This window comes from Sphingobium sp. B7D2B (assembly GCF_025961895.1).
Taxonomy (GTDB): Bacteria; Pseudomonadota; Alphaproteobacteria; order Sphingomonadales; family Sphingomonadaceae; genus Sphingobium.
In genome coordinates, this window is record NZ_JAOQOM010000001.1 from 3448351 (window position 1) to 3469856 (window position 21506).

General features: G+C 65.5%; 20 protein-coding genes. 5 read left to right on the plus strand and 15 right to left on the minus strand.

The features are described 5' to 3' along the window. Positions 1-103: 103 nt before the first annotated feature. The 3 genes from sufB to M2341_RS15900 form a co-directional block, all read right to left on the minus strand. Entirely contained in the window at positions 104-1591 is a 1488-nt protein-coding gene (gene sufB / locus M2341_RS15890) for a Fe-S cluster assembly protein SufB (RefSeq protein ID WP_264585898.1), read from the minus strand. Then, a complete protein-coding gene (locus M2341_RS15895) occupies positions 1588-2076 on the minus strand; it encodes an RrF2 family transcriptional regulator (protein ID WP_264573823.1) in 489 nt (162 codons plus the stop codon). Before M2341_RS15895 ends, sufB begins: the two co-directional genes overlap by 4 nt. Positions 2077-2232: 156 nt before the next feature. After that, entirely contained in the window at positions 2233-3111 is an 879-nt protein-coding gene (locus M2341_RS15900) for an AraC family transcriptional regulator (RefSeq protein ID WP_264585899.1), read from the minus strand. A gap of 371 nt (positions 3112-3482) precedes the next feature. On the opposite strand from M2341_RS15900, the gene M2341_RS15905 reads away from it, so the two are divergent. The 3 genes from M2341_RS15905 (at position 3483) to rpsT (ending at position 6175) form a co-directional block, all read left to right on the plus strand. After that, the gene (locus tag M2341_RS15905; RefSeq protein WP_264585900.1) at positions 3483-4520 is read left to right on the plus strand and encodes a quinone-dependent dihydroorotate dehydrogenase; all 1038 of its coding nucleotides are present in this window, start codon (positions 3483-3485) and stop codon (positions 4518-4520) included. A gap of 89 nt (positions 4521-4609) precedes the next feature. Continuing rightward, entirely contained in the window at positions 4610-5806 is a 1197-nt protein-coding gene (locus M2341_RS15910; RefSeq protein WP_264585901.1) for an AI-2E family transporter, read from the plus strand. Between the two features lie 105 nt (positions 5807-5911). Then, on the plus strand, positions 5912-6175 hold the full coding sequence (gene rpsT, locus M2341_RS15915; protein ID WP_181558404.1) for a 30S ribosomal protein S20: 264 nt from the start codon (positions 5912-5914) through the stop codon (positions 6173-6175). 119 nt (positions 6176-6294) lie between these two features. On the opposite strand, the gene M2341_RS15920 is transcribed toward rpsT, so the two are convergent. From M2341_RS15920 to M2341_RS15940, 5 genes are all read right to left on the minus strand, one after another. Next, the gene (locus M2341_RS15920; protein WP_264585902.1) at positions 6295-7368 is read right to left on the minus strand and encodes an AI-2E family transporter; all 1074 of its coding nucleotides are present in this window, start codon (positions 7366-7368) and stop codon (positions 6295-6297) included. A gap of 70 nt (positions 7369-7438) precedes the next feature. Continuing rightward, positions 7439-8233, minus strand: a complete 795-nt coding sequence (locus M2341_RS15925) for a DUF1206 domain-containing protein (RefSeq protein WP_264585903.1) — start codon at positions 8231-8233, stop codon at positions 7439-7441. Between the two features lie 130 nt (positions 8234-8363). Beyond that, positions 8364-9260, minus strand: coding sequence for a transglutaminase family protein (locus M2341_RS15930; protein ID WP_264585904.1), 897 nt, complete (start codon positions 9258-9260; stop codon positions 8364-8366). Between the two features lie 23 nt (positions 9261-9283). Then, the gene (locus M2341_RS15935; protein WP_264585905.1) at positions 9284-11767 is read right to left on the minus strand and encodes a circularly permuted type 2 ATP-grasp protein; all 2484 of its coding nucleotides are present in this window, start codon (positions 11765-11767) and stop codon (positions 9284-9286) included. Positions 11768-11781: 14 nt separating this feature from the next. Then, entirely contained in the window at positions 11782-15141 is a 3360-nt protein-coding gene (locus M2341_RS15940) for a DUF2126 domain-containing protein (RefSeq protein ID WP_264585906.1), read from the minus strand. Between the two features lie 154 nt (positions 15142-15295). Between M2341_RS15940 and M2341_RS15945 the strand changes: the two genes are divergently transcribed. Continuing rightward, positions 15296-15574: a hypothetical protein gene (locus M2341_RS15945; RefSeq protein WP_264585907.1), complete on the plus strand. Its 279-nt coding sequence runs from the start codon at positions 15296-15298 to the stop codon at positions 15572-15574. Between the two features lie 7 nt (positions 15575-15581). On the opposite strand, the gene M2341_RS15950 is transcribed toward M2341_RS15945, so the two are convergent. After that, positions 15582-16139 (minus strand): NADPH-dependent FMN reductase, encoded by a 558-nt coding sequence (locus tag M2341_RS15950; RefSeq protein ID WP_181558397.1) that lies wholly within the window; start codon positions 16137-16139, stop codon positions 15582-15584. A 186-nt stretch (positions 16140-16325) separates the two neighbouring features. Here M2341_RS15950 and M2341_RS15955 point away from each other — a divergent pair, with 186 nt between their 5' ends. Beyond that, positions 16326-16460, plus strand: coding sequence for an entericidin A/B family lipoprotein (locus M2341_RS15955; protein WP_181558396.1), 135 nt, complete (start codon positions 16326-16328; stop codon positions 16458-16460). 79 nt (positions 16461-16539) lie between these two features. On the opposite strand, the gene M2341_RS15960 is transcribed toward M2341_RS15955, so the two are convergent. The 6 genes from M2341_RS15960 to M2341_RS15985 form a co-directional block, all read right to left on the minus strand. Then, on the minus strand, positions 16540-17292 hold the full coding sequence (locus M2341_RS15960; RefSeq protein ID WP_181558395.1) for an SDR family oxidoreductase: 753 nt from the start codon (positions 17290-17292) through the stop codon (positions 16540-16542). A gap of 89 nt (positions 17293-17381) precedes the next feature. Continuing rightward, complete coding sequence (locus tag M2341_RS15965; RefSeq protein ID WP_181558394.1) at positions 17382-18062, minus strand: epoxyqueuosine reductase QueH; 681 nt, start codon at positions 18060-18062, stop codon at positions 17382-17384. 69 nt (positions 18063-18131) lie between these two features. Further along, positions 18132-18920: an SDR family oxidoreductase gene (locus M2341_RS15970; RefSeq protein WP_264585908.1), complete on the minus strand. Its 789-nt coding sequence runs from the start codon at positions 18918-18920 to the stop codon at positions 18132-18134. Between the two features lie 173 nt (positions 18921-19093). Beyond that, positions 19094-19567 carry a nuclear transport factor 2 family protein gene (locus M2341_RS15975; protein WP_181558392.1) on the minus strand — a complete coding sequence of 158 codons (474 nt, stop codon included), beginning with the start codon at positions 19565-19567 and terminating at the stop codon, positions 19094-19096. A gap of 2 nt (positions 19568-19569) precedes the next feature. Beyond that, complete coding sequence (locus M2341_RS15980; protein WP_181558391.1) at positions 19570-20034, minus strand: DUF3237 domain-containing protein; 465 nt, start codon at positions 20032-20034, stop codon at positions 19570-19572. Between the two features lie 44 nt (positions 20035-20078). Continuing rightward, on the minus strand, positions 20079-21500 hold the full coding sequence (locus tag M2341_RS15985; RefSeq protein ID WP_181558390.1) for an MFS transporter: 1422 nt from the start codon (positions 21498-21500) through the stop codon (positions 20079-20081). Positions 21501-21506 lie beyond the last annotated feature (6 nt).

Genomic DNA, 21506 nt, shown 5'->3' on the forward strand with positions numbered 1-21506 from the left:
TCACCCCGGACTTGATCCGGGGTCCAGCTGCCCTTCGGCGCCGCGTCGTAAGAAGCGGGATGCCGGATCAGGTCCGGCATGACGTGGGAGGACAAGGTAGAAGTCACCCCACCGACCCTTCCAACGAAATCCCGAGCAGCTTCTGTGCTTCCACCGCGAATTCCATCGGCAGTTGCTGGAGCACGTCCTTCGCAAAGCCGTTGACGATAAGGCTCACCGCCGCTTCCTGATCCAGCCCGCGCTGCAGGGCGTAGAAGAGCTGATCGTCGCTGATCTTGCTCGTCGTCGCCTCATGCTCGACGATGGCGCTCGGGTTCTTCACCTCGATATAGGGCACGGTGTGGGCGCCGCACTGGTCACCCAGCAGCAGCGAATCGCACTGGGTGAAGTTGCGCGCCCCTTCCGCATTGGCGCTCATCCGCACAAGGCCGCGATAGGTGCCATTGGACTTGCCGGCGCTGATGCCCTTGGAGACGATCGTCGAACGGGTGTTCTTCCCGTTGTGGATCATCTTGGTGCCGGTATCGGCCTGCTGGCGATTGTTGGTCACAGCCACCGAGTAGAACTCGCCGACGCTGTTCTCGCCGTTCAGCACGCAGCTGGGATATTTCCACGTGATCGCGCTGCCGGTTTCCACCTGAGTCCAGCTCACCTTGCTATTGCGCCCCTGGCAGAGCGCGCGCTTGGTGACGAAATTGTAGATGCCGCCCTTGCCCTCAGCATCCCCGGGGTACCAGTTCTGCACGGTCGAATATTTGATCTCGGCATCGTCGAGCGCGACCAGTTCGACCACGGCAGCGTGGAGCTGATTCTCGTCGCGCTGCGGGGCGGTGCAGCCTTCCAGATAGGAGACGTAGCTGCCCTTGTCGGCGACGATCAGTGTGCGCTCGAACTGGCCGGTATTCTCGGCATTGATGCGGAAATAGGTGGAGAGCTCCATCGGGCAGCGGACGCCCTCGGGAATGTAGACGAAGGTGCCATCCGAGAAGACCGCGCAGTTCAACGTGGCGAAGTAATTGTCATGCATCGGCACGACCTTGCCGAGCCACTTCTTCACCAGATCGGGGAACTCGCGGATCGCCTCGCTGATCGAGCGGAAGATGACGCCGGCTTCCTCCAGTTCCTTGCGGAAGGTGGTGGCGACCGAAACGCTGTCGAACACGGCGTCCACAGCGACCCGGCGCGCGCCCGCGACATTGGCGAGCACTTTCTGCTCCTCGATTGGAATGCCCAGCTTCTCGTAAGTCCGGCGGATCTCCGGATCGAGCTCGTCCAGGCTCCCCAGCTCGACCTTCTTCTTGGGCGCCGCATAATAATAGGCGTCCTGATAATCGATGGGCGGCACGTTGAGCTTCGCCCAGTCCGGCGAGTCCATCGTCAGCCAGTGGCGATAGGCCTTGAGGCGCCACTCCAACATCCATTCCGGCTCGTTCTTCTTGGCCGAGATGAAGCGGACAGTGTCCTCGCTCAGGCCCTTGGGCGCGAACTCCTGCTCGATGTCCGAACTGAAGCCCCACTCATAGTCGCTCACCTTCTTGGCGGCGGCGAGCGCATCTTCATTCTTGGGGCGGGTATCGACCGGGGCAGTCATTGCACGGACTCCATGGCGGTTGCGCTTGCAGGGCCAGTCAGGCCCGGAGGCGAGAAAGCCGCAACCGGCAGCGTTTCAGGGGAAGCGATGAGATGAGCCAGCGTGACATGCGCCAGCGCATCGCGGACCAGCGCGTTGACGCCGATCCAGTGCGGGCGGATGTCACAGGGCTGCGAGAGGGCGCAGCATTCCGCCCCGTGCGGCTCGAGGCAGCCAGTGAGCGCGATCGGTCCATCGACCGCTTCGATGATGTCGGCCAGCGTGATCGCCGCCGCCGGGCGCGCCAGCTTGATGCCGCCGCCGCTGCCACGCGTCGCCTTGATCAGCCCGGCCCGTCCGAGCAGGCTCGCAAGCTTCTGTCCCGTCGGCACCGGAATGCCGGCCTTGGCCGAGAGGCTCGCCGCATTCGCCCGCGCGCCACCGCACTGCGAGGCGGCGGTCCGCATCATCAGCACGGCATAATCGGCAAGGCTCGACAGGCGCATGTTTGCAAACGACTCTCAAATCGGAGTAAATCGGTCTGATTGCGCAAATGGGCCGGCGCTCGCCGGAAATCAAGCCCGAAAGCAGAGCAATTCGCAGCGCGGGCGCTTCTGTTGCCTTACGCCATCAGGGGCGGGCAGGCGACAGCGGCTGGCGAGTCAGCTGATCTGGCTCAACCTGGCGATCCCGCCCTTCAGCTCCGCGCGCTTCATCGAGAGGCGAATCACGATGCTGGCCCGCTCGCGCAGTTCGGTGGGCGTGAGACCCGTGAAATGCTTGATCTCGCGGATGAAATGCGACTGGTCATAGAAGGCATCGCCGCTCACTTCCGCCCATTCCAGATCTTCGCGCGCCAGAACCTGGGCACAGCGCAGCGCCCGATACTTTCGCGCCAGATATTTGGGCGGCGCGCCGTACAGGCGGTTACACCAGCGCGCGAGCTGGCGCGCGGAAAGGCCCGTCGTCTCCTGCAGCACCTCGACCCGCGGCGACTGTTCGTCTGCCAGCCAGCGGTCCACGACCTCGATGAATTTGCGCTCTGCATCCGGGACGGGATGAAGGTGATCGCGGATGAAAGCCCAGAAGATAGCTTCCGCGCTGCCGGGATCATCGATCCTCCGCAGCGCCGAGAGCATGTCGGTCCAGCCCGGGCCGAACCGGGCAGCGAGATCGACGACATCATCGGATGCCGCATCCGCATCGCCCGCCCGCAGCGCCGCCCAGCCCAGCGGTAGAACGGAAACGCCGAACACCTGCAGCGGCCCGTGCACATCGAAATGCGTCGCCGCGCTGGTCGCGCCGAGCAGGCAGCATTCAGGGGTCTCCGCCCGGTGCCCGTCCACGAACCGATAGGCGCCCGAACCGGCGAGCATGAAGCGAATTTGCGCGAAGTCCGCACGGGTATGGTCCGCCACGCGCGGCTGGTCCGCCGTGAACAAGTACATTGCGCCAAAATAATGTGCCAGATCGACAGGCGGAACGAAGTAGCTGAGCGCTACCATGTCCGCAGTATCGGCAACGGAGAATCTGTGACGCACGCGCGACCCTGACCACTCTCCAGGGAAAGACGAGCCGAAATGTTCGATCGGAAGGACTGGCAGTTCGGCAGGGCCAAGGCCACGCCATCGCGTGCTCCACCCTGACCGACCTTTCGCACAAATCGCTGATGCGGCAAATAAAAAAGCGGCCCGGCAGGCAATATCACCCGCCAGACCGCTAAAGTTCAAGGTCTCTGAGCCAAATGACCAAGAGCCCTTCGGGTCGCAGTCTCGCCGTAACGCGATTCGTTCAGCTTGGATTGGACGGAATCGTCATGATAATGCGAATCGTAGCCCGGTGGACATTCCACGCCACGGCTCCGTCGCGCTGCCCTTTGACCGCTTGACCGAGCGCTGGCATAGCGCGCGGCATGTACCAGAAGCTCCGCCCTCTCCTGTTCGCGCTCGACGCGGAGCGCGCCCATGGGCTCGCCCTTGCCGCGCTGCGCCTGCCTTTGCCCTCCGCCCCCAAGCCGGACCCAGTTCTGGCCCAGCGGCTGTTCGGACTGGACTTCGCCAGCCCCGTCGGCCTCGCTGCCGGGTTCGACAAGAATGGCGAGGTGATTGACCGGGTCGGCGCGCTGGGCTTCGGCTTTGGAGAACTGGGGACGCTGACCCCACGCCCACAGGTCGGCAATCCACGCCCGCGCATTTTCCGGCTGGTCGAGGATGGCGGCATCATCAACCGGCTGGGGTTCAACAATGGCGGGCAACCGGCGGCCTGCGCCCGGCTCGGTCGACGCGGCAAGCCACGGGGGCTGATCATCGGCATCAACATCGGCGCCAACAAGGACACCGAGGATCGCATTGCCGATTATGAGGAAGGTGTGCGGGCCATGAGCCCCCATTGCCATTACCTCACCGTCAATGTGTCGTCGCCCAATACCCCCGGCCTGCGCGCCCTGCAGGACCGGGGCGCGCTCGACGCCCTGCTCGGCCGCGTGATGGCCGCGCGTGCAGAGGATGGGCCGCCGATGCTGCTTAAGATCGCACCCGATCTCGAGCCGGCGGACGTCGACGACATCGCGGAACTGGCTTTGCAGCACCGCATCGACGGACTGATCGTAACGAACACCACGATCAGCCGTCCGGCCTCCCTCCGCTCCGCCAATGCCGGGGAATCGGGTGGCCTGTCCGGCGCACCGCTGCATGATATGGCCCTTGGCCGCCTGCGCGATTTCCGCCAGCGCCTGGGCGACCGGCTGCCGTTGATCGGCGCCGGTGGCATCCGTACCGCCGAGCAGGCCTATGCCCGCATCCGCGCCGGCGCGAGCCTCATCCAGCTCTATTCGGCGATGGTCTATGAGGGGCCGTATCTGCCCGCGCGCATCAATGCCGGGCTCGCCGATCTCTTGCGCCGGGATGGGTTCACGTCGATCAGCCAGGCCGTCGGGGTCGACACGCGCTGAGGAATTGGCGGCCTCAACGGATCGACATTGCCTTTGCGCTGTTTTTGCGATGAGGTCGCGCCAGACGAACTGAACGGAATTCGCCCATCATGGATGCCAGCCCGCCACCCCGCAAGATCGAGGATCACGCCTTTCTCGCGCTGGTCATCCTCATCACGGTCGCCTTCGCGTTCATTCTGGAGCCTTATTTCCAGGCGATCCTGTGGGGCGTGATCATCGCCATCCTGTTCCAGCCGGTGCATCGCGAGATTCGCGACATCATGCCGCGCTGGCCCAGCGCCGCTGCCGGCCTGACGTTGCTGCTCATCATCGCACTGGTGATCGTACCGGCGCTGCTGCTCACCATCGCGCTGATCCAGGAAGCGAGCATGTTCTACGCGCGCATTCAGTCCGGCGAGATCAACTTCGCGCAATTGTTCGATGATCTGCGCGCCAGCATGCCCGCTTGGTCCGAAAGCTGGCTCCAGCGTTACGGGCTCGACAATTTCAATGCCGCGCAAGAGCGGCTGCGCGAAGCGGCGGCAGACAGCTTCCAGTTCGTGGCAGCGCAGGCCGTCAACATCGGCCAGAGTGCGTTCAGCCTGTTCATCGCGTTCACCGTCATGCTCTATCTCACTTATTTCCTGCTGCGCGATGGCGAGACTCTGATGGAGAGCGTGATCAAGCGGACGCCGCTACGCGATGGCCCGCGCCGGGAATTGCTCCGCCAGTTCGTACTGGTGATCCGCGCGACCGTGAAAGGCAGCATTATCGTCGCCATCGTGCAGGGCTTCATCGGCGGGGTCGTGTTCTGGCTGCTGGGCGTCGAAGGCGCCTTGCTGTGGGGCGTGATGATGGGCTTCTTCTCGCTGTTGCCCGCCGTGGGCACCGGCATCGTCTGGGTGCCGGTCGCGGTCTACCTGCTAGTCAGCGGCGCGCTGGCCCAAGCGCTCATCCTCATCTTCTGCGGCATCTTCGTGATCGGGATGGTGGATAATCTGCTGCGGCCGATCCTAGTCGGGCGGGATACCAGGATGCCGGACTATCTGGTGCTCATCACCACGCTGGGCGGGCTGCAACTGTTCGGCTTCAGCGGGCTGGTGATCGGTCCGGTCATCGCTGCCCTGTTCATCGCCACCTGGAACATCGTAGCCGGGATGCGCGGGCAGGATGAGGCCGCGCTCCCCATCACGGAGCCAGACGACCTGCCGGATGCCGCTTCCGTGCCGGTCGGCGAGGTGGAAGCGCGCTTGCGCACGGATACGGCAGGCACGCAGAAGCCGGCTTCGTCGCCACAAGGCGGTTGACGCTGTCCCGGATCAGGGCTAATGGCCCGGCCTTCGCGCGCCTGCGGCTTCCGCCTGGCGAGTCGGGCCGCGCGCCCAAAAACAGTTTCGAGTTCGAGGAATTTCATGGCCAATACGCCGCAGGCAAAGAAGCGCATTCGTCGCAACGCACGTCGCGCCGAGATCAACGGTAGCCGCATGAGCCGCATCCGCACCCTCGTGAAGAAGGTGGAAGCAGCGGTCGCAGCGGGTGACAAGTCGGCGGCGCAGGCAGCCCTTTCCGCCGCGCAGCCCGAGCTGTCGCGTGGCGTGGCCCGTGGCGTGCTCCACAAGAACACCGCCTCGCGCAAGTTCAGCCGCCTGACCAAGAGCGTCGCCGGCCTGGCCTGAGCGCTCTCGCGGATTTCGAGACAAGAACGGCGTCGGATTTTCCGGCGCCTTTTTTGTTGTCCGGACGAGCGGCTGGCCCCTTCCGTCCCTCATGATCAGCCGCGCCTCTCGCGGGCTCGTCAGTCCTGCCCGGCGATCTTGATCTTCTTCCCAAGCAGGGTCCGCACATAGATCCGCTGGACCATCACGAACACCACCACCGTCAGCGGCGCAGCCAGCAGCATGCCCATGAAGCCGAACAGAAGCCCGGCCGCCACTACCGCGAAGAGCAGCACGGCGGGCGGCACGTCCACGGCCTGTTTCTGAATCATCGGCTGCAGGAAATTGCCCTGCAATTGTTGGATGATGAGGAACACCAACGTCGTCCACAGGGCGGTCATCGGCGACACGGTGAAGGCGAGCAACACGGCCGGCACGCCCGCGATGATCGGGCCGATCATCGGGATCACATCCAGCAGACCCGCAATGATGCCAAGGCCGCCTGCTGCGGGCACGCCTAGCGCCGCGAGCCCGGCCCAGGTCAACGCCGCCACGACCACCGACGAGACAGCCTGTCCCATCATCCAGCCCCGCAGGCCGCGCGCCGCATCATCGAGTGCCTCGCCGAGCGGGGATTCGGCCCGCCGGGGCATGAGCAAGATGAGCCCGCGCCGATATACGGCGGGATCGCTGGCGATGAAGATGGCGCCAACGAACAGCAGCACCAGATTGGCGATGCCATTGCCCGCCGTCAGCGCATAACCTCCGGCCTGAGACAGAAGATTGGAGAGGTCGCCCTGCCCCTGCTCGATCAGGTCGCGGGTGGCGTCGCCGAGGCCAAACCGCTCCAGCAGCGCCTGCACCTGGTCGATGGCGGGCGGAATGCTGTCCCGGATTGTGTCGAACTCACCCACGATCTGCGTGCCGAACAGCGTGAAGGCGCCGGTGATGACCGCCAGCAGCGTCACCACTGCAAGCGCCAGCCCAAGCCCGCGCGGCAGCCCGGGGATGCGGCAGATGACGCGGGTTATGGCATCGAGAATGGCCGCCAGCACCAAAGCCGCGAAGACCAGCAGCAGCAGGCCGGACATTTTGACGAACAGCCACGCAGTGCCCACCACTGCCAGAATGATCACGGTCGCCATGGCGATCCGCGCGCCCGGACCTTGCCGTTCGCGCGGCTCCTGATGCGCCTCGCGTTGCTGAACTGTCATGACATCCCCCTTATCGTTCGCCGCAGCTTAATGCTTAGCGATGCCTGTGCAATGTACCGTTGGTTCCCGCTCACCAGCCGAAGCGTGACGCGCCGCTTGCCAAAGGGCCGGCCGAAACGGTCTGCAGGCGCCGGTAACGTGCTTCGATCAGGCTGAACATGCCAAAGCCGAGCAAGCCGATGGCAATCAGAATGTCCCAGGGATTGGTCAGCCAGGCGAGCGCGTCCGACATGCCGCCGGCCTCGCTTGCCTGAGAATCCAGCCCCGCAGAGATCAGAAAGCCGCCGGTAATCAAAAACACTGCCCCGCGCGCGGCATAGCCCAACCGTCCGGTCCACTGCGCCCAGGCCTTGCGCGCGACCTGCGGTTCCAGATGCTTAAGATAGCTGCCCTTGGCGGCCTTGACGAGCTGGTACAGTCCCGTACCGATCAGGATCAGGCCGCCGATGATGAGCAGGATAAAGCCACCGGGCAGTTGGAGGGCGCTCTGTGCGCCTTCCTCCGTCCCGCCGCCCGAGCCACCGGAGGTGCCCTGCATCAACCGGATCGCCTGCCACGCCAGAAACAGGTGGATCAGGCCGCTCGCCGCCGCGCCGACGCGGCTGATCTTGCCCTTGGTATCATCATCATGCTGCTCGATGTTGAAAGCGGCGTCCGACAGCCGCCAGAGCCCATAGCCGATCAATCCCGCCGCCATCAGGCCAAGGAGAATCATGCCGCCGCCATCGCCGAGATATTCAAGCGCGCCCGACGGATCCTCGGCCCGCCCGGCCCGCAACACGAGAAAGGCAATGACGATGTAAAGCGCGCCACGGGTCGCGAAGCCGGCGCGCGCGAGCATCGTCAGTCTGGCTCCGGCATCCATGTACGCATCTCCCTGTTCACCGACGCTAACGATCAGGGCGCAGCGACGTTCCGCGCCGATGCGTCGATCGGATAAGGTTCGCTCGACCGGGAGAGGTCGCTCATAAGGGAGGCCTTGGACCGTGCAAAGGTCAGGCGGTGGTGGCGCGGCTGTCCATGGGTGACACGTCCACCGAATTGAAGGTCTTCTGGGAATGGCCGCCGACGAACACGCCGTCGATGGGCGAGATGTCCGAATAATCCCGGCCCATGCCGACGACGAGATGATCGCCATTGGCGAGCACGCCATTGGTCGGATCGATCCCCACCCAGCCGCGCAGGGGACCGCACCACAAGGCCACCCAGGCGTGCATCGCGTCCGCGCCGACCAGCCGCGCTTGCCCCGGCGGCGGATCGGTCCGCAGATAGCCGCTCACATAAGCCGCCGGCAAACCGGCGGCACGCAGCGCGACGATGAGGATGTGCGCGAAATCCTGGCAGACGCCGCGCCGGATGGAGAAGGCCTCGGCCACCGGCGTATCGGCTTCGGTTGCCTTGGTGTCGTAATGGAAGGTCGCCTGAATGTGCCGGGCCAGCGCAAGTGCCGCGCTCAGGCAGTCCGCGTCGGGCGCCAGATGCGGCCGCGCCCAGGCGGCGATCTGCGGCACGAGCGGCAATAAGCGGGATGGGAAGAGATAGGTCACGGGGGACATCGGCCCGACATCCATGACGGCTAGCGCCGCCTGCGCCACCTCCGTCACGCTCATCTGGGCGCCAAGCAGATCCAGCTCGGCCTCGCTCACATCGGCGATGAACGTGGAGCGCACTTCCAGCGAGGCCACGGGCTTAAGCATCTCGATGCGGGTGAGATTGAACGGATAGGCCCCGACGCGCTCTTGGCGCACGTCCGGCACAGGATCGACGATGAGGCGATAGTCCCGCACCTGCTGACCCGGCCATGCGATGGGCGCGAGCCGCAGATTGAAATGCGCCAGCCGCACGGGCGGATCATAATCGACGCGGATGATGTGGCTGACCCGATATCTCATCGCCTGTTATACATCCGCCTCATCTATGCCAGCCGCGTCATGCCGGAGGCGCGCGGCGCATCCTCGCCCTTGAGGAAGAAGCGATCGTCGATCCGGTCGGAGAGATCGAGCAGCGCCGTCTCGATGACCTCCAGATCGCGCGCCGTGAGCATCTCGGCGGAGGCGGCGTGCAGGCGGGCGGAGAGCGCCAGAGCGAGTTGCACCGGCGGCTCGGGCATCCCGTCGTCGCGCAGCGTCGGCAAGGCGCGGAGATGATCGAGAATCGCATCGACCTGAAAAGCCAGCGAGCGCGGATTGCCCGGCTCCAGCAGCAGCATGTCGCGCACCGGCGCCAGCGCCAGACCGGAGAGATAGCGGGTGCGATAGCTGATCTGGCAATCGCACAGATCCAGAAACAGATTGAGATCATGCCCATTGGCGTCGTCGCCGGCAAAGGTGCGCGCGAGCCGGCAAAGGTGGATGGCGCGCTCCAGCCGCCGGCCCAGCTCCAGGAAACGCCAGCCGGCGCCGCGCACCATATTCTCGGCGGACAAGCCGGAGAGCGCCGCGCAACGATCCAGCAGCCGCGCGACATGCGCCATGAGCTGCGACTCGCGCGCTTCGCTCACCCGGTCGATCTGGCGGCTGAGCAGGCGCCAGAAGTCCACCGCCAGCCGCTCGCGAAGGCCGCGACCGATCGCTTCGGCCGCCTCGAACAGGGATTGGACGCTACCCGGCATCTCTGGATCGCTGAGTGCATGGACGCAAAGCTTGCCGGTGCCTTCACCCAGCTTGTCCTTGCGCGCGCTGCCCCAGGCAACCAGCGTATCGGCCACGCGGCCGAGCGTCGGGCGGTCGAGCGCGGAGGCTGCCTCGCCTTCGATGCTGCCGCCGATCAGCACGCGGATCATGCGCAGCACCATTTCGCCACGTTCCAGATAGCGCGCGAGCCAAAAAAAGTTATCCGCCGCCTTGCTGGGCAGCGTGCCGGCGACGCGGCGAATAGCGACGGGCGCGCCGCTGTCGAGCGTGACCACCGCCGTCTGCGGTTCATCGGCAACGATGCAGACGTCGGCGGACATGTCGCCCTGCCCCATCAGCACCGCCCGCATGTCGTCATGGGCCGCCAGTCGCGCGAATCCGCCCGGCATCGCGCGCCACCGGCCATGCGCATCACGGGCGAGAAAGGCGCGCAGGATGAACGGGCGGGGCAGCAGCACGCCATCGACCAGCGCCGGCGTGGTGGACAATTGCACCAGCTCCTGCCCGATATAATCCATCGGGCGCTGCTCCAGCTCGGCGAGGAACGCGGCATTCTCGGCCGGACTGAGGCGCGAGGCCAGGCGCGCGCGGCCATGGGGGATCGCCGGCACCGGCAAGCCGAAGGCAGAGCCGATGGCCAGCCGGTCCGCCTGCTCGCGGACGTGGGCGCGCTCCTTCGCTTGCCCGCACCACCATGTCGCGACATTGGGAATACGCAGCGGCTCGCCGAGCAACTTGCGGCAGAGGCGCGGCAGGAACGCGGCGAGCGCCGGCGTCTCCAGCACCCCGGCGCCGGGCCAGTTGGCGATGACAAGGCCGCCATGGCGCATCGCCTCGAAAATATCCGGCACACCGATGGTCGAGCGTGAATCGAACGCCAGCGGGTCGAGCAGGTCCGTGCCCATCCGCCGCCACAGCCCATCGACCCGCTTCACGCCCTCGACGGTGCGGACGTAAAGCTGCCCGTCGCGCACGGTAAGATCCTGCCCCTCGACCAGCAGAATGCCGAGATAGCGCGCGAGGTGCGCCTGCTCGGCATAGCTCTGGTTGTAGCGCCCCTGCGTCAGCAGCGCGATGCGCGGATCGGGCCGGGCGCAGATGGCGGCGAGGCCCTGCCGAAAATCGGAGAAGAAGGGCGCCAGCCGCACGAAATTGACGATGCCGAGCGCATCGTCCGTCGCGCGCGTCATCGCGAGGCGGTTTTCCAGCGCATAGCCGGCACCGACGGGCGTGCGCACATAATCCGCCAGCACCCGCCATTCGCCATCCGGCCCGCGCGCCAGATCGACCGCGTAAAATTGCAGCCGGTGGCCGCGCGGCGGCGGCAGGCCGCGCATCTGCCGCCAATAATCCGGCGCACCGGCCACGATCGCCGCCGGCAGCTCGCCGCTGGCGACGAGGCTGCACGCGCCATAGAGATCATCGAGCACATGCTCGAGCAGATCGGCCCGCTGCGCCAGACCCGCCTCGATGCCCTGCCACTGCGTCGCGTGGATCAGCATCGGCACGGGACTGAGCGGCCAGACGCGCTCCTCGACCTCGCCGGTCAGGCGGAAGGCCATGCCGAGATCGACGACCTGCTGGTCGGCCCGAGCCTGCAGACCGGCGAAGCCGCCCCGCGCGGCGCTGGCAATGGCACCGAACATCGCTTCCCAACGATGCGCCATGGCAGGATCGCCCTGCGCCGAGAGCATGAGGTCACCGCGCCCGGCTTCCCGCGCATAGCGCGCGAGGGCCTGGCCGATGTCCTCTTCCCCGGCAGTCATGGCAAGCGACGCATTCAAAGGGTCGCGGGCCGTCGCAGATCGAGCGTCAATGGAAATTCCCCCGTTTTCTCATCCGGCGGCAGCGCCATGGAGCCCGGCGTATGGCCATGATCTTGGAACCGCGCCTTGCGCCGCGCCTCGGCCTCATAGGCATTCACCGGCACGTCGTCATAATTGCGTCCGCCCGGATGCGCCACATGATAGACGCAGCCGCCCAGCGACCGGCCGCTCCATGCGTCGAACACGTCGAAGGTCAGCGGCGCGTTGACCGGTAGGCGCGGATGGAGACAGTCCGAGGGCGCCCATGCCTTGTACCGCACGCCGGCCACCGCCTCGCCCGCCACGCCAGTGGCTGCCAATGGGACCCGACGCCCGTTGCAGGCGACGACATGCCGCCCCTCGACCAGCCCGGAGACGCGCACCTGCAGCCGCTCGGTTGAGCTGTCCACATAGCGCACGGTCCCGCCGATCGCGCCGGTTTCGCCCAGCACATGCCAAGGCTCCAGCGCGTGGGAAATCTCCAGCTCCAGCCCGCCGGCCCGCACCGCCCCATGGACCGGGAAGCGGAACTGCTTCTGCGCCTCGAACCAGTTGGGATCGAAATCATAGCCGGCCCGGCGAAGGTCGCCGAGCACATCGAGAAAATCCTCCCAGACGAAATGGGGCAGCATGAAGCGATCGTGCAGGCGCGTGCCCCAGCGCACCAGATTGCCCTCCTGCGGCGCACGCCAGAACCAGGCAGTGAGCGCGCGCAGCAGCAATTGCTGCGCCAAACTCATCCGCGCATCCGGCGGCATCTCGAAGCCGCGGAACTCGACCAGCCCCAGCCGCCCGGTCGGCCCATCGGGCGAGAACATCTTGTCGATGCAGATCTCGGTGCGGTGCGTATTGCCGGTCACGTCCACCAGCAGGTTGCGGAACAGCCGGTCGACCAGCCAGGGGGGTGGCGTGGCGCCTTCCCCCGGCCCTGAATTAAAGGGGTGGGGCACCTGCGCCAGCGCCACTTCCAGCTCGTACAGCCCGTCATGCCGCGCCTCGTCGATGCGGGGTGCCTGGCTGGTCGGGCCGATGAACAGGCCGGAGAAGAGATAGCTGAGCGAAGGATGCCGCTGCCAGTAGAGCACGAAGCTCTTGAGTAGGTCCGGCCGGCGGATGAACGGCGAATCGGTGAGGCTCGGCCCGCCGAGCACGAGATGATTGCCGCCACCCGTCCCCACCGCGCGCCCATCGACCATGAACTTGTCGGCCGTGAGCTTGAGCGCCCGCGCAACATCGTAGAGCGTCTCGGTCAGTTCAACCGTCTCGCCCCATGTCGCCACCGGTTGCACATTGACCTCGATGACGCCCGGGTCGGGCGTGATCTTGAGCACCTGCAGGCGCGGGTCGGGCGGCGGGGCGTAGCCTTCAATCCGCACTTCGACGCGCATGGCGCAGGCTGCGGCCTCCACCTGCGCCATCAGCTCTAGATAATCCTCCAACTCGCGCACCGGCGGCAGGAAGACGGAGAGATAATGCGCCTTGGGCTCGACGGTGATCGCCGTGCGCACCGCGCCCTCGATGATCTCCTGCTCCACCCGCTCCTGCGCTGCCGCGCCGCCGGCCTCCGCGCGGGAGGCGACCATCTGCTCGCGCACATCCGGCCGGTGCGCCCGCTCCGCACGCTGGACATGATAATCCGCCAGCGGCTCGCGCGGTTCGCTCGTGTCCCGCGGGTGGATGTAGGGGAAGTCGGCCGGCGGCACGAAGGGCAGAGAGCCCAACGGCAGGCGATAGCCGAGCGAGCTATCGCCCGGCACGGCGTGGAGCTTGCCCCGGCGCACCGCCCACACTTCGCTCTGCCAGCGTGGCTTGGCTTGCGCGGCCTGCCAGCGCTGGATGGGCAGGGCATAGCCGACGGGCTCGACCAGCCCCATCGCAAACGCCTTCTTCATCCGCTCGCGCGCCTCGACATCGCTGAGCTTGTTATCGTCGGGCGTCACATTGACGGGCAAATCTTCTGCCTTGCGTGCCCACTCCTGCTCATCCTCATAGACCGGCGCGACATAATCGGGCTGAACCTCAAGGCCTGCGGCGATAGTCGCCAGAAAGCGCGCGGCAAGCGCCGGCGTCGCGAGCGGCTTGCCCTCGGCCTCTTCCCGCGCGATCAGCATCGGGTCGCGCCACACTGGCACGCCATCCTTGCGCCAGTAGACCGCATAGGCCCAGCGCGGCAGGCTCTCGCCGGGATACCATTTGCCCTGACCGTGGTGGAGCATCCCGCCCGGCGCGAATTTCTCCCGCAGCGCCCGCACCAGCTTGTCCGCATAACCCTGCTTGGTCGGGCCGACGGCGCCGCCGTTCCACTCATCCTCCTGCCCGCCATTCTCGGCGACGAAGGTCGGCTCGCCGCCGGTCGTCAGCCGCACATCCTGCGCGACGAGGTCGGCGTCGACCTGTTCGCCCAGCGCCTGCACGGCGTCCCAGCGCTCATCGGTGAACGGTTTGGTGATCCGCACCGCCTCGGCAATGCGCGAGACGCGCATCTCGAAGCGGAAGTCCACTTCCGCCGGCTCCGCCAGCCCCTCGATGGGCGAAGCCGAGCGATAATGGGGCGATGCACAGAGCGGGATATGCCCCTCCCCGGCGAACATGCCGGAGGTCGCGTCCAGCGCGATCCAGCCGGCGCCCGGCACATAAACTTCCGCCCACGCGTGGAGATCGACCACGTCGCGCGTCACGCCCTTGGGGCCTTCCACCGGCTCGACATCCGCAACGAGCTGGATCGAATAGCCCGAGACGAACCGCGCCGCGAAGCCAAGCCGCCGCACCAGCTGCACCAGCAGCCAGGCGCTGTCCCGGCAGGAACCGGTGCCGATCTGCAAGGTCTCTTCCGGCGTCTGCACCCCGGTTTCCATGCGGATGACATAGCCGATGCGCTGTTCGAGCTGGCGATTGATCTCCACCAGAAAATCGATGGTGCGGCCCTGATGGCCCGCATGCTGCGCGACCAGCGCCTCGAACAGCGACCCCTGCGCCTCGACCTCGAAATAGGCGGCCAGATCCGTCTTCAGCGCCTCGTCATAGGCGAACGGATACTCCTCGGCATAAGGCTCGACGAAGAAATCGAACGGATTGATGACGTCGAGATCCGCGAGCAGATCCACTTCGACTACGAAACGGTCGACCGGATCGGGAAAGACCAGCCGCGCCTGCCAGTTGCCGTGCGGGTCCTGCTGCCAGTTGATGAAATGGCCCTCGGGTTCGATCCGCAGGGCATAGTTCGGTACCTTGGTGCGACTATGCGGCGCGGGTCTCAGCCGGATGATCTGCGGCCCGAGACGGATCGGCCTGCTATAGTGATAGGCCGTGCGATGATAGACTGCAGCTTTGAGCATCCGCACAGTGAATGCGAATATTGTGCAATGCGCAATAGACAATGCGCACCGGGTGCGGCAACGGCTCGGCCCGGCCTTTCCAAAACGTTAAGAAACGGCGGTCAGGGATTGCACCAGCAGGACGGCGCGCAAGCCGGACGCAACAGAGGAAGGCATGGCGGAACGGGATTTCAGGCGACAGGAATATATTTCCGGGGCGCTCATCGACTGGGAGCGGCGCGGCGCGGACCATGGCGTCATCCTGACGCTGCATATCGCCGAAAGCGGCATGCGCGGCGGCCATCACCGGGTGTCGACGGCACTCAACGACCGCCAGTTGCGCGCGCTGACCCGCGATCTCATGCGGGCAGCTCGTGCGCGTGGCCTCAGCATCGAATCGCGCACGCCGCTGCGCACGCGAATCTGGCGACGCCTCAAGTCGATCGTGAACTGAGCGGCGGTCAGCCCGCCCGGTCGATCAGCTTGCGAAATGCGTCGAGGAAGCTGCGGAAAAAATCCTCCGTCTTCTTGTCCGTCAGCCGGCCGTCATCCTCGAACAGCTTGGCCGCATTGCCGACATAGGCCTCGGGCTGCTGGAGGATGGGTGTATCTTGAAAGACCAGCATCTGGCGCAGATGGTGATTGGCGCCGAACCCGCCCAGCGCTCCGGGCGAGACGGTCATGATCGCCGCCGGTTTGCCCATCCACACGCTCTGGCCATAGGGCCGCGAGCCAACGTCGATAGCGTTCTTGAGCACGCCCGGCACCGAGCGGTTATATTCGGGCGTGACGAACAGCAACGCGTCGGCCGGGGCGATCTCCTTGCGAAAGCGCGTCCACGCTGCCGGCGGGCTGTCGGTCTCCGCATCTTCATCATAATGCGGCAAATCGCCGATCTCCACGATCCGCAGCGCCATATCGTCATCGGCGAGGCGCGCCAGCTCCAGCGCCGCCTTTCGATTATACGAGTCCTTGCGCAGACTGCCCACGATTACCGCGACATCGATCTTCCCGCTCATCACTGACCCTTTCATCTGGTTGCTATCCGGCGCGACCGAGGCGCGGCCGTCTCACCTTCCTGAACGGCCTGACGAGGCACGCGTTCCCTGAACACGGTCCTGTAACCTGCGCCTGCCGAGCGGGAATCGCAACCGAACCGTTGCTCAAGCATTTCATCGCCCGGAACAAACAGAAGGAAGACGATCATGAAACAGCGCGGCACATTGATTCTGCTGCTCGGCGCGGCCCTCGCACTCCAGGCTTGCGCGACTGTCAAAGGCGCCGGCAAGGACATTGAATCGGTTGGTCAGGCCGGGCAGGAAGTGATCGACGGCAACTAAGCGAGAGTGACACGGGCGGCCTTGATAAGGCCGCCCGATCCTTCAAGAGCCCGCCCGCCGACTGCCAACGTCCCCAGCATCACAATTTGACCGCGGCATTGCCCCCATCCGCCCACAGCGCCGAGCCAGTGACAAAGCTCGCCATGTCGCTGGCCAGAAATAGCGCCGCCTGCGCGATTTCTTCTGGTTGTGCGATCCGCTTCATCGCGTGAAGACTAGCCGCCCAGGCCTGCTGATCGGCATCGCCTGCCATCCCTGTCGCTGTCCCGCCCGGTAGCAGAGCGTTGGCGCGGATGCCCTGCGCGCCATAATCTGCCGTAATGCCGCGCACGAGGCCAAGCAGCCCGGCCTTCGCCGCCCCATAAGCCGACATGCCCGGCAAGCCGACGCTGTTGCCCACGAAGCTGCCGGTGAAGACAAGCGCGCCGCCGCCTTGATCGAGCATGGCGGGAATCTGCGCGCGGGCGCCGAGGAAAGCCGCCGTCAGGTTGACCGCCAGCACCTGCGACCAATCCTCCGGCGTGAGATCTGCCAACGGCTGCATCGTCCCGACAAGCCCGGCATTGTTGAACGCGATATGCAGCCCCCCGAAGGTCTCACAGGCGACCGCAACGGCTCGGCGGTGCGTCTCCTCCTCGCGCACGTCGCCCGCGACAATGGCCGCACGACCACCCTGCGCTCTGATGGACTCGGCCACGCTCTCAAGCGCCGCCTCGCGTCGGGAAACCAGCACGAGGGCCGCGCCCTGTTGCGCGAACAGCAGCGCAGCGGCGCGCCCGATCCCCGAACTCGCGCCAGTGATGATGGCGACTTTGCGATCCAGTAATGTCATGATCCAGCTCCATAAGTGGAGCCGGTCAGCTAGACGCGCGGCCGGAAGGACGCGTCCCGTTTCTTGTCGTCAAACCCCTCCCGCGCGGCTCAGTCCTGCGCGGAAGGCTCGTCCCCATAATACAGCTCGCCGATGCGGATTTCCTCACGGCCTTGGCTCACCCGGTGCGCATTGGTATCCCGCAGCGAGAAGACGCAGCCGCAATATTCCTGCTGATAGAAGCGCTCGCGCTTGCTGATCTCGATCATCCGAGCCGCGCCGCCGCCCTTGCGCCAGTTGAACGTCCAATATTTGATGTCGGGATAATGCGCCGCCGCGCGCTCCCCGCAATCGTTGATCTGGTTCATGTTCTTCCAGCGCGAGATACCGAGCGAGGAGGTGATGACCGGGAAGCCATGCTCATGCGCGTAGAGCGCCGTGCGCTCGAACCGCATGTCGAAGCACATCGTGCAACGCGCGCCCCGCTCGGGCTCATTCTCCATGCCCTTGGCGCGCTTGAACCAGTTCACCGTGTCATAGTCGGCATCGACAAAGGGGATATTATGCTGCTCGGCAAAGCGGATATTCTCCTCCTTGCGCAGCAGATATTCCTCCTTGGGGTGGATGTTCGGATTGTAGAAGAAGATGGTGTAGTCGATGCCGCTCGCGGTCATCGCTTCCATCACCTCGCCCGAGCAGGGCGCGCAACAGCTGTGCAGCAGCACCTTCTTCTCGCCATCGGGCGGCGTGATGACCGGGCGTTCGTAATCGAGGCTATTGGGGTTCGTCATGGCGCGCGCCCATAGCAGATCGCCGCGTGCGCGTCACCTGTGAGCGACTTCAGCAGCGCGTGCCCGCCCCTAAAAGGTCGAGGTCGTGGCACCGCCGTCGATGGTGAGGCTCTGCCCCGTGGTGTAGTTGGCAAACTCGCTGCAGAACATCGCCACGAAAGCCCCGACATCGTCCGCATTGCCGAAGCGCCCGCTGGCGATCCGCCAGTCTCGCACGAACTCGGCGACCTCATCCTCATAGGTTGTGCCCTTGGCCTTCGCGCGGGCATTGAACTGGTCCTCGACTGTCGCGGTGTGGTGCATGCCCGGCAGCAGGTTGTTGATGACGACATTGTGCTTGGCTACCACCTTCGAGACGGCGACGCTGTAGTTCACCAGCGCCGCCCGCGTGCTGCCCGAGAGCGCCCGGATTTCGCCAGGATATTTCGCCGCCACCGTGGCGATATTCACCACCCGGCCCCATCGGCGCTCCACCATGCCATCGAGCACCCGGCGCATGAATTCGATAGGCGAGAGCAGCGAAATTTCGATGGCGCTCTGCCATTGTTCGTCCGTGATCGCGCGATAGTCCGGCGTCATCGGCGGGGGCGCGCAGGTGCCGACGAGAATGTCCGGCTCCGGGCAGGCCGCCAGAATGCGCTCGCGCCCCTCGGCGCTGGCATGATCGGCGACGATTGGCAGGACCCGCGCGCCGGTCTCATCGGCAATCTCCTGCGCCGCGCGCATCAGCCGGTCCTCGCCCCGCGCCGAGATGAACAGGTCCACGCCCTCGCGGGCCAGCGCCATCGCCGCGCTCTTGCCCATGCCGGCGCTGGCGCCGTTGACGATCGCCTTGCGGCCCCTGATGCCCAGATCCATGGCTTGCCTCTCCTGTATTCTTCGTTCGGCGCCAGCCTAGCGTCGGCGAGCAGCAGACACCACCACCCTCCGTCATTCCCGCGGACGCGGGAATCTAGGAGCGCGATGGAAATTCGGCTCGGTCCTGGATTCCCGCGTTCGCGGGAATGACGAACGGAAATGTCGTATCCCTCTTATCCCAAAGGCCGCCCACTTGCCGTTTCCGCCGGCATCGCTTGCGTCACGTCCCAATGCTCCACGATCAGCCCGTCCTCGATGCGGAAGATGTTCATGACCGCACTGCCGCCATCCTCCGGCCCCATCCGTCCGATGATCTGCACGGTGGCATAGTCGCCATCCACCAGCACCCGCCGGACCTGAATCTCCGTGCCCGGTTTGGAGAAGACCGGCTCCAGCCATTTGAGCGCATTTTCGCGGCCATCGGCAATGATCGGATTGTGCTGGATATAATCCTCATGGACATATCGCTCAAAGGCTCGGCGGGGATCGCGCTGTTCATAGAGGATCGTCACGAAGTCGATCATCAACGCCCGGTTGCGCGCCGTCAGCGCGACATGATCGGCGCTCCCGGCCTGTGCCGGATCGACGACCGCGCCCTGCGCGATCGCCCGATCCACCGGAAACAGCCCTGCAGAGGACTCCGCCATGTTCAGAGCACCGCCCAATAGTTGAACACGGACTTGGTCTTCTGCCGGTCTGTCTTGCCGATGAACACGGTCCGGCTGAGCCAGCCATGCGGCCCTTCCGGTGCATCGAACTGCGGCGTCACCCGCATATAATATTCGGAGGGGTCGACGGGCTCATAATTCTGCAGGCGATCCAGCACTTCCTTGGGTCCATGGCGCACGCCGGTGTTGCGCAGTTGGATCAGCGTGCCGTCATCGGCCTCGATCAGGTAACGCGCATTGAAGTCGCAGGTCTGGTCCGGACGGATGCTGGGCCAGTCCCCGCCGGTGTGGGGCACGATGCGCCCGTTGAGGCGCGGGCCGGTGATGCGGCCGCCGAGCACGCCCACATAGCCGCGCTCCAGCCCGTCCGTGGTCGGGCCGTAGCGAAAGCGGGGGCTCAGATCGATCTCGATGGTGAAGACATATTCCAGTTCAGGCGGTTGCATACCGGTTCCTTGCATGTGGGTGTGAACGGAGGGGGTGGCGGCGCTCAGGCGAACGGCGGCGGCTTGGCGTTGACCTTGCCGGAAACGAAATCGTCCTCGTCCGTCACCATGCGGACGCCATGGGTTTCGTATCGCAGCATCGAGGTGGCGAGGAAGCCGATGACGGCAAAGGCGGCGAGCGTGAGGAAGCCGGGCGTGATCGCGGCTTCCGTTGCCTGCGGCGAGAGCAGATTGCCGCTGCCGGCGATCAGCGCGAGAATGATCGGCCCGAGCAGCTTTCCGAAGCCGCTGACCATCTGGACGAGGCCGCCGCCCAGCCCGGCGAGGCGGACCGGGAACAATTCCGTTCCGTAAGGCGAGCTGTTGGAGGCCCCGCCATCGTAGAATAGCGATCCGCACATCAGGCACAGCAGGAAGACCGGCACGCCGGCCACGAAATAAGGGTGCAGGAAGGCCGCCGCGCTGATCGTCACCGCCGTGCCGAACAGGCAGATAAGCGCGGAGCGCCAGCGACCGATGAAATGCGGGGTGACCGTCCACAGCGCCCGACCGGCGATGCCTGCGATGCTCACGAACACGAAATAGGCAGCCGCCTCGGCCGGCTGGATCTTGAGCAGCATGGTGAGCACCGTTGGGCCCCACAAGGCCACGCCGAAGCCCGCGATGCCGAGCCCCGAGCTGGTCGCCACGATCAGCCAGAAGCGACCTGGATACAAGGCGATGTCGCGCAGGCGCGCGCGGCGCACTTCCTTGGGCACGCGCGGCAGCGGGATCTGGTCCTTGGGCAGATCGACATATTTGGCGAGCACATCATGCGCTTCGGTCGCGCGGCCCTGGGAGACCAGCCAGCGGACCGATTCCGGCACCAGGAAGTAGAGTGCGAAGGCGATGACGAGCGGGAAGAAACCGAGCAGGGCGAGGCCGCGCCAGCCGATGGTCGGCAGGAAATTGGCGACCAGCAACGAGGCCAGCAACACCCCGCCGGGCGCGATCAGGCCGCTCGCACTTGCGATCATGGTGCGCCAGCGCGTCGGCGCGATCTCTATCAGCAAGGTGATCTGCGTGCCGCCATAGCCCACCCCGACGATGAAGCGCAGGAGCGCGAACAGCACCCAGCTCCCGTCCGGCACGAAGGCCGCGCAGCCGGCCGCCAACGAATAGAGCACGATGCCGGAAATCAGCGCCGGCTTGCGCCCGTAACGATCCGCGAACCAGGCGAAGGGTAGCGCACCCACCAATTGACCCACGCCCGCCGAGAGCAGCACGATAGAGACCTGGCCGAAGGTGAGGTTCCATTCCGGCCCGATGACGCTGACCAGAAAGCCGATGATGTAGAAATCGAAAAACTCGAACAGGCCCTGCGTCATCAACAGGACGACGAGCAGCCAGTAGCGCGGCTTGAGCCGGGCCGATTCGAAAATGTCGATGCCATCCTGCTCGGGCAGGGCCGTCGCTGCGCCGGTCATACGCGA